Genomic DNA, 15115 nt, shown 5'->3' with positions numbered 1-15115 from the left:
ACCGTATATAATTTATTGCTGGCTACTCGCCTACTTACGAAAGTCCTCTCGGACTTTCTTGGTCGGTAATTATTTACTAAATTAGTTGCTTTAAACACGCAACAAACCATATACAAACACGTTGTGTTTCATACTGACCCAACCGCATATTTTAGCACTTTCGGTTTTTGCCAATGCTAAAGTCCAACGCTCGAAAAACCAAAAGAGCTAAAATTTCCCAACGCTTGAATACTTAATATGCTAACTTTAGTATGTGGTTTATTCACGAATCTAAACTTAGATTTGTGCATACTAAAATTAGCAATGGAAGCAACAGCAGAAATTCTTATAAAGTTCGGAAATAGAGTTCGTGAATTGAGAAAAAGTAAAAAATTATCTCAAGAAGAGTTAGCTCATAAGGCTGACGTACATAGAACTTATATCGGAATGATTGAACGAGCTGAGAAAAATATTACTTTAATTAATATTGAAAAAATTGCCAAAGCTTTAGAGGTAGAAATATCTGAATTAATTTAAAACTACAGGCAATTGAGCAAGCGAGCACCAAAATTACCAAAACTTCTAAAAAGTAAAATTTATAAAACTGGTCAAACTAGAGGAGCAGATGATGACGTTATTTATCAAAACAGGGTAAATAGAAATAATACTGTCTTAATCCCGTATTCACAACTTTCTGTTTGTTTAAATTCAGATATTAAAGCTGACTTTTACGAAAATGATTTTATAGTTTTAATCAACCCTGAAGAATATTATACAATTAAAGGTTTCAAAGAAAACCTTAAAGAGCAAGGTTTAGAAATTGGTCATAATGCACTTATATTTTATTACTCTAGAAGTCAATGGAATAATTACAATCCTCATACTCAAAAATTAACACCAGCAACATCAAGAACTTCACCTTTAGGTGGTCAATATGTGGCTAGAGTTCCTGCAACCACTTCCGCTAAAGATTCTAAAATCAGAGAAGGATTTAATACAAGTAGCTTAAAAGGTGCAGGAATACGTGTTTATGAATACGCAAATTTGGACACAATAAAAAAGTGCCATACCCAACTAGAATACATTTATTGGAATTGTATCGATTCAAAAGCTGTTAGTATAGAACAAGGAATGACAAACGAAGAAGTAGATGAAAGAATTAAAATAAATGCAGAAATTGCCAAAAAATTAAAATTAACAGATTTCAAAACACTTAATGACAAAAGAATTCTGAATAATGCAGGAAATACAATTTGTCCTTTGTGTTTAGAGGAAATATCAGCAAATGGTTTTTATAGTAAAGTCCTTCAAGCTGAAGGTCGTGAAGTATCTGACTTAACAGTAACTCAACTTAATTTGTTTCACATTGACGAACTTCGAACTGGTTCATTTAACCATAGACCATACAATCTAGGTTGGGGACACCATCATTGTAATGTTGTAGTCAAAGATTCAGGTATTGAAGAAACATTAAAGTGGATGAGTTCAGTAATTGAAAGAAATAAAAAAGAAGGTTTCACTATTGATTAAAAAGAGTCATCACTTTTTCTTTTGCTTCTGTTTTTATAAAGGCTTTTGTTCTTTTCATAATTAACTCTTTAGAAACTTTTTGAGTAAGTTCATCATCTTTAAACTTTTCTAAACGTTTCTTAATTGCTAAAGCCCAGTCATTATCTAATTCAACAGAAATAGTTTTTCTATTATTTAACAATGCCGAAACAGCTGTACTACCAGAACCAGCAAAACAATCTAAAACTATATCCTCTTCATATGAAGAACTCTGAATGCAATGTTCTAACATATCTAAAGGTTTTTCAGCTGGATGTTTACCTTTGTAAGGTCGAACAGAGTAAAAATCCCAAACGTCTGTAAATTCAACTTCTTTATTAACATTAAAGGGACGAATAACATCTTCATAAGGTGGCAACACTTTAATTTTACCAGTTTCCAAAAATGCTTTACAAATTTTTTGATACTGTTCCTTACTCGGTACGTTTCTACCTGTTTCCCAATTTGAGACTGCACCACCGTGATTAACTTTTCCATAAGCACCAGTATATTCAGTCAACTGATGACCAGATAATCCAGATTTAAGTCTTTGTTCTCTAAGAAATTTAGCAAAACAACTTCTACCTAAATTTCCTTCGACAGCAGGTTCTAAAAAAAGAATTCGTTCGGAATGTGCATACCATTGTCTTAAAGATTCTTTTTTCATTTTACCTTTCCATCCATCAAATCCTGGCTCGTTAGGTTTTGACCAGACAACGTGAGAAAGGACATTAAACCTTTCAGATAAACATACTTCTAATTTAGCCGACATCTTAGAAGAACAGAATAAATATAAAGAACCATTTGGTTTCAATATTCTTAACCATTCTTTAGAAAAATCATTTATCCAAGTGATAAATTCATCATCAGTTGAAAAAGCAGTATCATTTTTAATATTCTTTTTCTTTGTACTATGATATGGTGGGTCAATTAAAATAAGAGAAATAGAGTTTTTTGGAATAGATTTTAAAATTTCTAAAGAATCACCTTCACAAACTATAGCATCATCATCAGAATAAATCGAATCTTTACTTAGGTTATTTTTTAAATCCTGAAAGTCGTTTCTTCTTGAAATTTTATAGTCTGAAATCATATTAATAGCTAATTATAGTATGCAAATATATTTATAAAAATTGGAATTGCCAAACGCTAAAAGCCATACACATTTCCAGTCGCACCAACCAACGCTACACCAAAACTGTAAAAGAGTATGTCTTCGCAAACGCTACGAACTGAACGAAAAAAAGTACGAAAACACAACAACGTGTATAAATAATAGCGGTTTTAGTGCTTAATCAAAGTTAGTTTTTTATCTTTAAAGTTAAGTTATAAATCGAAAAGTAAGTGAAATAAATCCGCTACTATTCATACACAAGACCGTTGTACATAATGCTGAAAAAACTGAATTACATATCGATTTTCATTCTGATTTTAATCAGTATTTCGTGCAAAAACGAAAAGAAAAACGACGGACTTAACTCAAGTACGGAATCGGAATTAGAAGCTGATTCTATAAACGCTTACAACGAATTAGCTAATCCCGACAAAAAAGAAACGTTTACGATTTCGGAATATAATACCGACAATCCAGAAATTGAAAACATAAAACGACCTGAAAAAACAATCATACGGAATTTAGCAATTGACACGGCCCAAGCGTTCGGAATTTGGACTCAAGACCCAAACGGACCTCACGCTGATTTTTGGTTAACCGCAAAGGATTTCCTTGTTGCGGACTACGATGGAGATGGACATATGCCATACATTTTGGACGGAAATAAAATCACGATATTTTACAATGACTTTGTTCAAAAAGGAACAATAATTTCAACAGAAAATGACACGCTAAAAATTAAATGGGCTGACTTTGACGTTGAAACCAAATATGTGAAATTTGAAAATTAAAAAGCACTATGTACAACAACGGCTATAGTTCATTGCGGCGGAATTTCCTCTCGGAAATTCCTGCGTGTTTGCTAACTTTGGTTTACGGCGGAATAGTTCTGCCGAACCATTCCGCAACGAAACCATAGCCAAGACCGTTGGCAACTATTACTTACTCAAAACCTGAAAAATAAAAATTATGAGCAAAAAAGAAGAAAAACCTGCAAAACCAAAAGTTGTTACAAGACCGAAAACAACTTCAAGTTTAGTTACTCTTAATAGTGATAAAGGTAAAAAAGATAGAAAATAGTAAAACGAATATTAATAAATTTTTAACTGAATTTGAATATCGATTAACCATTTTTTTTATCAGTTTTTTATTTAATTCAATTGAATCATTATAACTGTGAATTTGAGTCGCTAAATATTCCATTTCCAATTCTTCTTTTTTAAAATTATCGAAATATGGAGAAATTAGGCTTGAAGGAGATGAACCTTTTATTTCTTTGTTTATTGGAAAAAGGTTTTTAATTAAAATTATTGAACTAATAATTCCACCTATCAATAAAATTAAATATTCAAAATTTTGAGTTAGTAATTTAGAGAACGAAAATGTAATTAAAGATAAATAAATTCCGAATAATAAAAATGAACGACTTGAGTTTTGATTTACCGAATTTAATACATCTGTAAAATGTTTATCTGATTCTGAAAATATGAATTCTAAAGAATATTTTGAATGTTTTTTTATATCTATCTGTTCCATAATGTAAATTTAGTTAATATTTTGAAATAATAATCTGAATAAAAAACAGTTGCCAACACCATATATAATTTATTGCTGGCTTTCTGCTTACTTGCGAAAATCCTCTCGGATTTTCTTGGTTAGTTTTTATTTACTAAATTGGTTGCTTAACCACGCAACAAACCATATACATCAACGTTGGGCGTAAGTAAAAAACTACCTCAACAATAAATTTGAAATAATTTTAAAAATATCTTTTTTTAAGACAAAACAGGTTTTTAAGAGTTGAATTTTCAGTATAAATTAGGAAAACTAACAAGAGTAGATTTTTTCAAGATCCTTAAAATGTAATAACTGAAAAACTGTACAATAATTAAAACCCTAAATTTTAAGATAAAGTAGTTTAACTAGATAAAGTAGGAAGTTTAAAACAACTGAAATACAACAACCGTATGAACTGTGCGAAAAATGAAAATCCTGATTTCTAAGACTAAATAGGTTAACTAGTAAAAGCAGGAAGTTTAAAACAACTGAAATATAACAACTGTATGAACTGTGCGAAAAATGAAAATCCTGATTTTAAAGAAAAATAGGTTAACTAGTTAATACAGGAGTTTTAAAACAATTGAAAATACAGTAATGAATAGACTGCAAGAAAATTAAAATAGAATTGAATTTAAATAAGAAAAAATCGAAATAACAAATAACCTACGCCCAACAACGTGTATATTTTATTGCTGGCTTTTAGCCTGTTTACGAAAATCCTCGCGGATTTTCTATTAAGTATTTATTTGCTAACTTTACCCTAAAACATCACAACAAATTATACACAAACACGTTGTACATAATGCTGAAAAAACTGAATTACATATCGATTTTCATTCTGATTTTAATCAGTATTTCGTGCAAAAACGAAAAGAAAAACGACGGACTTAACTCAAGTACGGAATCGGAATTAGAAGCTGATTCTATAAACGCTTACAACGAATTAGCTAATCCCGACAAAAAAGAAACGTTTACGATTTCGGAATATAATACCGACAATCCAGAAATTGAAAACATAAAACGACCTGAAAAAACAATCATACGGAATTTAGCAATTGACACGGCCCAAGCGTTCGGAATTTGGACTCAAGACCCAAACGGACCTCACGCTGATTTTTGGTTAACCGCAAAGGATTTCCTTGTTGCGGACTACGATGGAGATGGACATATGCCATACATTTTGGACGGAAATAAAATCACGATATTTTACAATGACTTTGTTCAAAAAGGAACAATAATTTCAACAGAAAATGACACGCTAAAAATTAAATGGGCTGACTTTGACGTTGAAACCAAATATGTGAAATTTGAAAATTAAAAAGCACTATGTACAACAACGGCTATAGTTCATTGCGGCGGAATTTCCTCTCGGAAATTCCTGCGTGTTTGCTAACTTTGGTTTACGGCGGAATAGTTCTGCCGAACCATTCCGCAACGAAACCATAGCCAAGACCGTTACCTGCAAGCTGAAAACAGAAATGCGAAAATTAATTGGATTAATCTTATTATTGACTTTAACGAGTTGTTCTTACAACACGGATTTCTGCATTTTCAATACAACTGATAAGCCAATTATTATTACGTATGAATCTGGACCAAATGGAAAAGCTTTCGTGACTGACCCAAGAATTGTGGAATTTGACTCGGATTTTGAAACTCTTGAAATAAAGAAAGCATACGAATATAAAACTGAACCTAAAGCTGATTCGGAAAATCAAATCATCACGTGTGAATTGAAAAGCGGTCAAGCACTTTGGATTGGACACGATTTGAATTTTACTCTGACGAATCCAAACGAGGCTCTTATTTTGAAAGAAAACCTTGTTGAATTAAAAGTCGAACAGAACGGAGAAAAATTATTTCGAGTAGATGACAGGTATGTTATTGACTTTTTCGAAACAATTGATATACATACAGTTGGAATTAAAGTAAAATAGATACTCGATGAAAGTTTACAAACCTCTTTTTTCAACTGTTGTTATACTCATTCAGTTAGCTCTATCAATCAAAGAACATTTTAAACTTCAAGAATGGAAAAAAGCAAATCCTGAACTTGATTCTCTGATTAATCTGAATATAACATACGACTCACTATTTCTATTTGTTTTGATAATCGGAATTTATGAAATGCTTACTAAACCAAGTTGGTTCAAAACAGTAATCCGAATATTTTTAGTATGTACAATTTTAGGAACGGAATTTTCGGATTTTATACCAATCGACCAATTTTATTACGGAGTTTATAATACGGCTTGGTTTTCAGCAGTAGTTGCTATCGTTCTGATTTTAGTCCGAATTGGAAAATATAGTTTCGGAAAAATAAATGATAGGAAACTGAATAAAGCCAGCAGGTAACAATGTGTATAATTCATTGCTAATTATAGCCTATTTACGAAAGTCCTCGCGGACTTTCTATCTGTGATTTATTTGCTAACTTTAGTGCTTAAACACGCAACGAAATCATACACTAGACCGTTACCTGTAATTTATGACAACCAGCATAAAACAAGACCTTAAGAAAAGTTACGAATCATTTTTTCATTTCTCATTAGGATTAATTGAAAAACTGGATTCGAGTAATAATAATTTACAATTTGCTGTAGTAAATATGCAAGTTGCTTTAGAGTTATTTTTAAAGTTCTATTTTATTGAAATAGGCAAAGAGTATTTTGTTTTTAAAAATGATAAGAAGGATTTTAAGCCATTTTCGGAAATTCTAGATAAGATTTTTTCTGATAAAAGCGTCTTAATTGCTAAAAAGAAAATACTCAAAAAAATATTAGAATCTCGGAACAATATTGTTCACCAAGGTAAACACAATGAATGGTCTGATGATTTGGCTAATGACTTAATTAGTTGTACTCTTTTTATTCAAGGTTTACTAAATAAGGAATTTAATACAAGTCTAATTCCAATTTCTTATGGAGAGAATAAATACAGCAGAAACTCAATTTGGAGGAATGGCGCTGAAAGTTTTACTAAAAATATAGCAGAATTAAACAAAACAAATGTTTACGAATGTATATTCTGTTATTCAAGAGCAATGGTAGATAAAAAGCTTTTCAACCTTGACGAATATAATGATGAAGGATTTCAATGCGTAACTTGTTTTAGAGATTTAACTTTGGAACACCAAATGCAATTAGCTTTTTGTAAAGCTTGTGACGAAAAGTCATTTATTGTTGACCATTTAAACCCACAAGAAGACAAAAGTCATAGTGGAGGCTGTATAAATTGTGGAATGAAATATTTTGCTTTTTGTTGCGAACATTGTGACAAATATTTTATTGATTTTGATAATGAAAGACTAATTATTGATGATAGAATATTTTGCGATGACAAATGCTATTTGGAAAGTAAAACTACAGGTAACATCGTATAAAAATAATAGGGTAATTAGTTACTTAATTCAATGGCTTGGACACTTTTGTGAAGTCGCCAAATTTTTAAATTTGGCTTATTGAGAAAAAAGATAATAAGAAAAATTAAAAAATTCGGCTTGTGTTTAACTGAATCGTTCGTGCGTTTTTTCCACCCTACTATCCTTATACACAACCGTTACCTGCAAGCTGAAAAAAGAGCCACCGCACGGTCAAGCACATTTCATTTTGCTCGTGCCTCACAAAATAAAAAGAGCTTGCCCTTCCCCAACGCCACCCGACTGAAAATAACTTATGAAATGTAAATATTATTAGTAATAAGTTAATATATTTGCGTAAAACACAAATTAATTGGCTAAAGTGGAAATAAATAGAATCAAAGTCGCACTAGCAGAAACCAGAAGAAAAAACAAATGGTTAGCAGAGAAACTAGAGAAAGACGAATCTACTATATCCCAATGGTGTACTAATGCCAGACAACCATCTTTGGAAAATTTATTAAATATTGCTAATGCTCTAGATATTGACATTAGAGAATTATTATACTCAACAAAAGAAAGTGCTTAAATGAACAACTCTAAAACATATATAGACCTGTTCTCGGGTTGTGGAGGACTTTCTCTTGGTTTACATAATGCAGGATGGAAAGGTGCTTTTGCAATTGAAAAAAGCGAAGATGCTTTTAAAACTCTTGAACATAATTTAATCAAAAAGAAAAAACACTTTGATTGGCCAAACTGGTTAGAACAAAAACACCACGATATAAATGCAATCCTAGAGAATAATTCAAATGAACTAATTAAGTTAAGAGGAAAAATTGATTTGGTAGCAGGTGGACCGCCTTGCCAAGGGTTTTCAATGGCTGGAAGAAGAATCGAAAATGACTCTAGAAATGATTTAATTAATTCCTACATAAAATTCATTGACTATGTAAAACCAAAATTGATATTCTTTGAAAATGTTAAAGGTTTCACCCTTGGTTTCAAGAATAATGAAAAAAAGGGTAAGGCATACTCAACATATGTGGTTGAACAACTACAAAATTTAGGATATTCTGTAAAAGGACAGTTAATAGATTTTTCTAAATATGGAATTCCTCAAAAACGAACAAGATTTATTTTAGTCGGAATTCAAAATGATTTTCTCAAAGAGAATCCATCTATAAATAAAGAAAGCTTTTTTAATGGAATTCGAAATAACAAAGAAGCTTTTTTAGTAAGTAAAAATCTTACTCTGAATCCTACTTTAGAAAATGCAATTTCTGACTTACTGCAATCTAACGGAGTAATAGAATCAGAAACACCTAAATTTAAAGAAGGAGTTTATGGCAAACCTTTATCAAATTATCAAAAATTTGTCCGAAAATATAAAAGAAAGAGCGGTAGAGTCGATAGTCACCGATTTGCAAAACACACAGAAGCAATAAAAACTAGGTTTAAAATTGCATTGGATGAAAACCTTACAAGCTCTGCATATAGAGAAAGATTTCAACTTAAAAAAAGTAGTACAAAAATACTTGAAGCAAATAAACCGACACCTACAATAACAACATTACCAGACGACTATATTCACTACTGTGAACCAAGAATTATGACAGTTCGTGAGTACGCAAGAATTCAATCCTTTCCCGACACGTATGAATTTAAGGGTAAATACACTACTGGTGGAAAGAGAAGAACGCAAGAGGTTCCGAGATATTCACAAATTGGAAATGCAATTCCACCATTATTTGGTGAACAAGCAGGTTTAGTTTTAAAACAGCTTATTTCCTAATGCAGAAAAAACCGCTACAATTTAAAATTAGTTCTGCATTAAAGAACATTATAGGAAGTGATTTAATAAGTGACGATTTCATTGCGGTATTCGAGTTAGTCAAAAACTCATATGATGCTCACGCAACAAAAGTAGAATTAACCTTTGAGAATATTTATTCCGAAAATGCTAAAATCATAATCAAGGATAATGGCAAAGGAATGAATTATGATGATTTAATTAATAAATGGTTATTTGTTGCCTACTCTGCAAAAAAAGAAGGAACGGAAGAAGATAGTTACGATTATCGAGATAAAATCAAGATAAAAAGAGCATACGCTGGAGCTAAAGGTATTGGACGATTTTCTTGCGATAGACTTGGCGGAGAATTATACCTCGAAACAATTAAAGATGAGAAGAAACCAAATATTGAAACTTTACTTACAGAATGGGATAAATTCGAAGGTAATTTAAAAGAAGAGTTTGTCAATATAAGTGTACTTCACGAAACAATTCCTAAAACAAATTATGATATAGAACACGGAACAGTTTTAGAAATTTCAAATCTAAAAAGTGAATGGGACAAGGAAAAATTTTTAAGCTTAAAAGATGCTCTAGCCAAACTGATTAATCCAAATACTCAAATTGAGGGAGATGAATTTACAATTGAACTAATTGTTCCTGATGAACTTGAAAATGATAAAAAAGAAGGTGATTATCAAAACACCGTAAATGGTGAAATTCAAAATTTGATTTTTGAAACTTTAGAAATCAAAACGACAAAAATTGTAAGCTCAATTAATGATGGAGAAATTACAACTAGTCTAACCGAAGGTGGAAAATTAGTTTACAAAATAACTGAATCAAAAAATTATGAACATTTAGACAATGTTGATATTCAAATTTATCATTTAAATCAGTCTGCTAAAGCAACATTCACAAGAAGAATGGGTACTCAACCAGTTGAATATGGACACGTATTCGTATACAAAAATGGATTGCGTATTTATCCATATGGAGAAAGAGGTGAAGACCCTTTCAAGATGGATAATAGAAAAGCACAAGGGTATGCAAGATATTTAGGAACAAGAGATGTTTTAGGATATATTTCTATTACTGAGCCTAATGATTCTTTAAAGGAAACATCCAGTAGAGGTGACGGCTTAATTAAAACCAAAGCATATTTTGAGCTTGTAGATTGGTTTTATACTTCAGTCAAAAAATTAGAAAAGTATATTATTGACATTACTGATTGGGGCAATGAATTATCTAACGAGGATTACATCAAATTAGATAATAAGAGTCAACAAGAAGCTATTGAAAATTTAATAGTTAGTCTTACAAAGTCCAAAGATTTAATTTCATTTGAAGTTTCCCCAGAAATTTTTGAGCTAATTGATAAAAAGCAAGAAAAATCTACAAAAAACACTCTAACCAAAATAAAAAAACAGTTAGAGAGTGATGATTACGACAAAGATAAAATTGTTGAAAGCATCACTAAAATAGAGAAAAATCTTGATGAATTAAAAGCAACAACTGAAGAAGCTTCTGAAGAAGCTTTAGATAGCTTAATTAAAAATGAGGAACTTGAAACAAACCTCGAAATAGAAAAGAAAAAAGGAGCTTTTCAAGGAGCTTTAATTGGTACTGACAAAGAAAGGATAGTTTCTCTTCAACATCAGGTTTATCATTCATCAGGTAGAATTCACAGAAACATCAAACTTTTAATTAGACATTTAGGTATAGAAAACTTGGACGATAAAAGCCAAAAACATATTGCAGTAATTTCTAGGGAAACTACTAAAATAAATTCTATTGCAAAATTTATTACTAAAGCCAATTTTAGTTTAACCGCATCAGAAATTGAGGTCGATTTAGTGAATTTTATTGAAGATTATATCAATGAAGTTTATCTATTTGAAGATAAGATTATTGATACGAAAATGAGCATTAATGTAAACACAAATAATCTTGAGTTAGATAAAGTATTCAGACCACTTGAAATAACAACGTTGATTGATATTTTTATTTCCAACTCGGAAAAAGCAAAAGCCACAGAAATTTATTTTAGTTTTAAGCTTTCGAAAAAGAAAATATTTCTCTTTGTTTCTGATAATGGGAAAGGTATTCAAGAAGCTCATTTAGGTTCGATTTTCGATTTAGGATTTACTACAACTAGCGGTTCAGGTATTGGTTTATTTCAAGCCAAAGAAATTGTTAAAAATGATTTAGGGGGAGAAATTATAGTTGAGAACACAAGTAAGGAAGGAACAACATTTAAGATAGCATTACAATAAGATGAAATTAGATTACAAAATACTTTGGCTTGATGATAAAATAAAATCTGTTGTTCTAACGGATTACGAAGACGATATAGAAGATTTAAAGGAGTACATAAAATCTCTTGGGTTTAAAGAAACCATTGACTTTGTTAGAACAGAGGAAGAACTATTTGCCAAACTTGATGAAGTGAGCGAATATGATTTAATAATGACTGATTATCACCTAGATGAAACAAAAGGAAATACTCGTAATGGTGATGATATTATTAAAACAATTCGTGAAAGAGATATTTTTACTGAAATAATGTTTTATTCAGCTCAAGGTGAAGTAAAAGATACTGATAGACTTGATAGAATTACTTTTTTCGAAAGTTTTAGAGTACTCGGAGATGACCATTATGAAAAAATCTTTCGAAAAGCCAAAGAACTAATAGAATTGACCGTCCGAAAATTCCAAAACATTGTCACAATGAGAGGAATGATAATGCACGAAACAAGTTCTCTTGACATAGAAATGATTGAAATAATCAAAAAAGCTTTAAAGAATGATACCATAAATTTTGAAGAAGTATCAGTATCAATTTATGACCAGTTAATTGAGTTGTTTACTCAAAAAACAGAATTTGTTCAGGAATGTAAACGAAAAATGAATTTCAATCAGTTGACCAAAGATAACTTTGTTTATAGTGCAAAGTATAAAATACTAACACTATCAAAAATTCTAGAAGACCTGAAAATGGCTGATTTTTCAACTGAATATGATTCTGAAATTAATTCTATCAGAAATAAATTTGCTCACGCAGTTTTGGAAAAAGACGAAAACGGAAGAGCGTTTTTTAAACACAAAGAAGACGGAATTGATTTCAATGAAGAACTCTGTAAAGTAATAAGACAAAATATACTAAAGCATAAATCAAATCTTGACGAATTGAAAGAAAGAGTTTGAATTAAGCCAACGCAAGTTCAAGCACATTTAAAGTTTGCTCGTGCCTCACAAATTTAAAAGAGCTTTCACGCCAACGCTAGCAAGTTTGCGGAAAGAAAGCCAGCCAGGTAACAATGTATATAAAAAATAGGCGAAATAGTATTCAAATCAAGGGTTTCGGCTCGTATCAAAGTTTGTGCTTATCCGAAAGTTTCGTGTTTCGTAATCGCCTACTTTTCATATACTAGACCGTTAGCATTAATTAACCAAACTCAATGAAAAAGAAAGATAAAAACGAATTAAAGCTTATTCTTTTAACGGCTATTATAACTTCTTTCTTGACGATTATAGGTTCGTACTTTTTAATGTATAATCAATTGTCTTACGAGCAACAATATTGGAAAGAAAGAACTAAAACTGAAAGATTAATTGATTTAGTAGATAAACAAACTGAGTTAATGAATGAAGTAAATGAGGGAATTTTAATAAACGAAACTCTTGTGAAAAACTTTAAATTATTATCTGCTGAATATATGGCAAATATCAGTCTAAGATATAATGGTGGAAAAGGAGGAACAGAAAGTACTAATCAAAACTTTAAAGATAAATCCTTAGAATTACATAAACAGATAAATTCGTTAGCAGCCAAGATTCAAGAATCCGAACTTTATTTTCAACCAAAAGTAGATTCCTTGCTAAATCCTTTAAATGAAGCACTAAACGAAAATTATCAAGCCAATTTAGTTCTAAGTTCTGAAATTGATTATAAAGATATCAACTCTATCACCAAATATTTTGACCGCGATTTTGAAACAGTAAAAACCTTGACTGAAAAACGATTTGAAATAATCCAAGCAATGAGAGATGAAATCGGTGAAATATCAACATTGATTTATGAAGAGAAATTGAAATAAAACTAATGCTAACAATGTATAAAAATAATTGCTCAATTTTGGGCTTAACCAAAGGTAGTTGCAAGTTTACTACGTCTGATTTTCCTGCGGAAAATCCTCGCACGTAAACCCGCAACTATTCTTATACGAGACCGTTAGCATAAATAGCTCGCTCACTCAAAATCTGAATTGAAATCAAAAAAAGGATTTAATAAATGAAAAATAATCTAATCATTATATCTAAAATCATATTAGGTATTTTATCAATAATTCTTCCTTTAATTATAATTGTACACCTTTCAACTAATGTCATACGAATATATGAATATACTCAATTAAAATGGATTGCCTTATTGATTTGTGCATTAGGATTTTATATTTCTGGTTTAATAAATAGAAAAACACCTTTAAAACTTATTCCTTTCCTTTATATATCTCTACTCATATTTATTCCTATGAGATGCTCTTATTTTCCTCTAATTTATTTTCTCTTTTTATTTGCTACAATTAGTTTATTACTAACAAGAAGAGAATTTAATAAAAAAGTGAAATTAGCTTCAATCACATTAATGAGTGGGCTATTTATATATTTACTTTTTTCACAACCTTTAATAATAATACAAGGAGAAGCTATAAAAAAAGACCAATATGGAGATTTGACAAATGGAAAAACAATTTGGGGTTCTACTGTAAAAAAAGGCAATTTATTACCTGAATCAATTTTTTTAGATGAGCAATCTAAAACCTTTGATTTAAAATCTTTGAAAAATAAGACCTTATATATTACTTTTTGGGCTACTTGGTGTGGACCTTGTCTTGCAGAAAAACCAGAACTTGAAAAATTAAAAGCAAATTTTAAGAAAAATTCAAACATAATATTTATTGACATTTCAATAGATAAAGACCATGTTAAATGGAAAAAATATATTGAGAAAAATAAGCCTTCTGGTATTCAATTAATATCAAAAGATTACTCAAAAACAAGAAATTTATTCAACCTATCTGGAATTCCTGCACATTTAGTCGTTAATTCAAAAGGAGAATTTGGAAAATCACGAGCTATTGAAAGTGCATATTATTTATTGTCAGATTCTATTAACCTGAATAAATTCATAAATAGAAAATTACCTCAAAAGTCAAGTTCATTTAATATTAAAAATTATAGAACAGTAAAATATGCAGAATTAGATTCTACCAATACAGTTTATTATACAACTACTTATAAGGACAGGTTATTAGCAACTGAACTAAATGATTTTGTTGACATGGTAAGAGAAAAGAGTAAACCAAATTTTATAAATCTATTAATTGAAAAATTACCAATTCAAAATAACGATTCAATTATTTATAAAGTAGTTGTATCCAGTAAAACTAAAGTGGAAAACATTGAAATTGAATCGGAAAATAAATAATCTGGATGTTTTACTACTTATGCTAACACCGTATAAAATTAATTGCTAGTTCTAGCCAATTTACGAAAGTCCTCGCGGACTCTCTATCTGTGATTTATTTACTAAATTAGGTGTTTAAACCCACGCAACTAATCTTATACAATCACGTTAGGCAACATTAGAGCAAAATGACAACGAAAATAGTTTTAGATACCAACATTTGGATTTACTTGACTAAAGATACTTTTAGCGAATTGCTTATCGAATTGAAAGGAAAAGCGATTTATGAAG

At 30.4% G+C, this 15115-nt stretch carries 15 protein-coding genes; 13 read left to right on the top strand and 2 right to left on the bottom strand.

Features of this window, described 5'->3' with window-relative positions; translation table 11 throughout:
* Nucleotides 1–303: 303 nt before the first annotated feature.
* Both ACNG5D_RS15680 and ACNG5D_RS15675 read left to right on the top strand, forming a co-directional pair.
* Nucleotides 304–516 carry a helix-turn-helix domain-containing protein gene (locus ACNG5D_RS15680; RefSeq protein ID WP_418184479.1) on the top strand — a complete coding sequence of 71 codons (213 nt, stop codon included), beginning with the start codon at nt 304–306 and terminating at the stop codon, nt 514–516.
* Between the two features lie 12 nt (nt 517–528).
* Entirely contained in the window at nt 529–1509 is a 981-nt protein-coding gene (locus tag ACNG5D_RS15675; RefSeq protein ID WP_418184478.1) for a BstXI family restriction endonuclease, read from the top strand.
* Here ACNG5D_RS15675 and ACNG5D_RS15670 read toward each other — a convergent pair.
* Nucleotides 1499–2620 carry a DNA methyltransferase gene (locus ACNG5D_RS15670; RefSeq protein ID WP_418184477.1) on the bottom strand — a complete coding sequence of 374 codons (1122 nt, stop codon included), beginning with the start codon at nt 2618–2620 and terminating at the stop codon, nt 1499–1501. The two genes, ACNG5D_RS15675 and ACNG5D_RS15670, sit on opposite strands and share 11 nt — an antisense overlap.
* A 296-nt stretch (nt 2621–2916) precedes the next feature.
* Between ACNG5D_RS15670 and ACNG5D_RS15665 the strand changes: the two genes are divergently transcribed.
* Nucleotides 2917–3432, top strand: coding sequence for a hypothetical protein (locus tag ACNG5D_RS15665; RefSeq protein WP_418184475.1), 516 nt, complete (start codon nt 2917–2919; stop codon nt 3430–3432).
* 244 nt (nt 3433–3676) lie between these two features.
* Here the strand turns inward: ACNG5D_RS15665 and ACNG5D_RS15660 are convergent, their stop codons facing one another.
* The gene (locus ACNG5D_RS15660; protein ID WP_418184476.1) at nt 3677–4177 is read right to left on the bottom strand and encodes a hypothetical protein; all 501 of its coding nucleotides are present in this window, start codon (nt 4175–4177) and stop codon (nt 3677–3679) included.
* An 826-nt stretch (nt 4178–5003) separates the two neighbouring features.
* Here ACNG5D_RS15660 and ACNG5D_RS15655 point away from each other — a divergent pair.
* From ACNG5D_RS15655 to ACNG5D_RS15610, 10 genes are all read left to right on the top strand, one after another.
* On the top strand, nt 5004–5519 hold the full coding sequence (locus ACNG5D_RS15655; protein WP_418184475.1) for a hypothetical protein: 516 nt from the start codon (nt 5004–5006) through the stop codon (nt 5517–5519).
* A 160-nt stretch (nt 5520–5679) separates the two neighbouring features.
* A complete protein-coding gene (locus tag ACNG5D_RS15650; RefSeq protein ID WP_418184474.1) occupies nt 5680–6138 on the top strand; it encodes a hypothetical protein in 459 nt (152 codons plus the stop codon).
* Between the two features lie 7 nt (nt 6139–6145).
* The gene (locus ACNG5D_RS15645) at nt 6146–6556 is read left to right on the top strand and encodes a hypothetical protein (RefSeq protein WP_418184473.1); all 411 of its coding nucleotides are present in this window, start codon (nt 6146–6148) and stop codon (nt 6554–6556) included.
* A 133-nt stretch (nt 6557–6689) separates the two neighbouring features.
* Nucleotides 6690–7583 (top strand): hypothetical protein, encoded by an 894-nt coding sequence (locus tag ACNG5D_RS15640; protein ID WP_418184472.1) that lies wholly within the window; start codon nt 6690–6692, stop codon nt 7581–7583.
* Nucleotides 7584–7941: 358 nt separating this feature from the next.
* The gene (locus ACNG5D_RS15635; RefSeq protein WP_418184480.1) at nt 7942–8148 is read left to right on the top strand and encodes a helix-turn-helix transcriptional regulator; all 207 of its coding nucleotides are present in this window, start codon (nt 7942–7944) and stop codon (nt 8146–8148) included.
* On the top strand, nt 8149–9354 hold the full coding sequence (locus ACNG5D_RS15630; protein WP_418184471.1) for a DNA cytosine methyltransferase: 1206 nt from the start codon (nt 8149–8151) through the stop codon (nt 9352–9354).
* Nucleotides 9354–11630 (top strand): sensor histidine kinase, encoded by a 2277-nt coding sequence (locus tag ACNG5D_RS15625; protein ID WP_418184470.1) that lies wholly within the window; start codon nt 9354–9356, stop codon nt 11628–11630. The genes ACNG5D_RS15630 and ACNG5D_RS15625 overlap by 1 nt, the downstream gene beginning before the upstream one ends.
* Before the next feature lies 1 nt (nt 11631).
* Entirely contained in the window at nt 11632–12561 is a 930-nt protein-coding gene (locus ACNG5D_RS15620) for a response regulator (protein ID WP_418184469.1), read from the top strand.
* 254 nt (nt 12562–12815) lie between these two features.
* The gene (locus ACNG5D_RS15615) at nt 12816–13454 is read left to right on the top strand and encodes a hypothetical protein (RefSeq protein WP_418184468.1); all 639 of its coding nucleotides are present in this window, start codon (nt 12816–12818) and stop codon (nt 13452–13454) included.
* A 194-nt stretch (nt 13455–13648) separates the two neighbouring features.
* Nucleotides 13649–14845 carry a TlpA family protein disulfide reductase gene (locus ACNG5D_RS15610; RefSeq protein ID WP_418184467.1) on the top strand — a complete coding sequence of 399 codons (1197 nt, stop codon included), beginning with the start codon at nt 13649–13651 and terminating at the stop codon, nt 14843–14845.
* Nucleotides 14846–15115: the final 270 nt, after the last annotated feature.

Origin of the sequence: Algibacter ulvanivorans (assembly GCF_048381495.1) — a bacterium.
Classification (GTDB): domain Bacteria; phylum Bacteroidota; class Bacteroidia; order Flavobacteriales; family Flavobacteriaceae; genus Algibacter_B; species Algibacter_B ulvanivorans.
Note: the sequence above shows the minus strand (reverse complement) of the source record. Positions and strands in the feature narration are given on the sequence as shown.